Raw genomic sequence first — 1,066 nt, 5'->3', positions numbered from 1 at the left:
GTGGTCAATATCACCGGAATTTTACCCTCCGACCAACATTACCACCCTAAAACGGCGTGGTCAACATCATCGGAAAAAAGTGGTCAACATCACCGGAACAGGTGGTCAAGATGGATCGGAATATACAGTCAACATCAGGTATCCTATATTGGCGAGCATTTTTAATGCCTTCCTGTCGCTGAAAAGACGTAGTTGGAGCATAAGAAGTAAGGATTTTCCCACATCCCCAAAACTGCCTATCCTAGCTAATACAGAGGGATCAGATTTAATAGAATCATAGATCTGTAGCAAATGTTTTTTTGCATGGGTCGTATTTTCATTTTGATATTCCCTTACGGCACTGCATGCATGATGAACTATGATCGGTTCATTATTGTGAATTTCCTGCCCTCTAACCGGCTCAACTTCTTCCCTTTGATCATATTGCTTCTTTTGGAATTGGGGGACTAGGAGAACAAAAAAGCTTCCTGGATAATAACTTCGTAATACATAACCTCCATTTTTTGATTTTATCTTGTCGATAATGATATGCGCACCACACCCTTCACTGATATATCCACAATAAGAAATGGTTTTGCTATCCTCGAAATAGGGCTCCACTTTATAAGCAGTTATCTTAAATTTTTTATTCGCAAGAAGCTCAATTTTATCCGCACTGTCCCTCAGGTATCCATTTTCAAGCTGACAGAGCTCATGCCAAGGTCCATCAAGCAGCCTCATTAAGCCCGGTCCTTGCGCTTTTTCTAAGATCTTGAGTTTTTTCATCTCTTAGGAGTAAACTTTAAATGATAATTTATCCCATGAAAAAGAATGCTTTATTATAATCCGCCCAGTATCAAATCTATCCCATATACCCTTTCAGATTTTTTAGGTGTCTAAAACGGAGGTCACTGGGCCACAGTTTACGGTGATAGCGGGCCAGCCATTCCGGGAATCACTGGGCCAAAAATAGAGTAGATTTTCCGGAGGTCATTGGGCCGTTTTAGGATGCACGTGTTGTTTGGTGCCGGAGGTCATTGGGCCACTTTCCATGATTAGTTATTAGCCTTGTAGTCGAATAACAGGA

At 41.2% G+C, this 1,066-nt stretch carries 1 protein-coding gene; it reads right to left on the bottom strand.

Annotated features, from left to right (window positions below):
• Positions 1–105 precede the first annotated feature (105 nt).
• Positions 106–765 (bottom strand): hypothetical protein, encoded by a 660-nt coding sequence (locus ACYVAA_RS22935; protein ID WP_460546421.1) that lies wholly within the window; start codon positions 763–765, stop codon positions 106–108.
• Positions 766–1,066 lie beyond the last annotated feature (301 nt).

The organism is Echinicola sediminis (assembly GCF_054777495.1).
The sequence above is the reverse complement of the archived record's forward strand: the minus strand, read 5'-3'. Positions and strand labels throughout refer to the sequence as shown.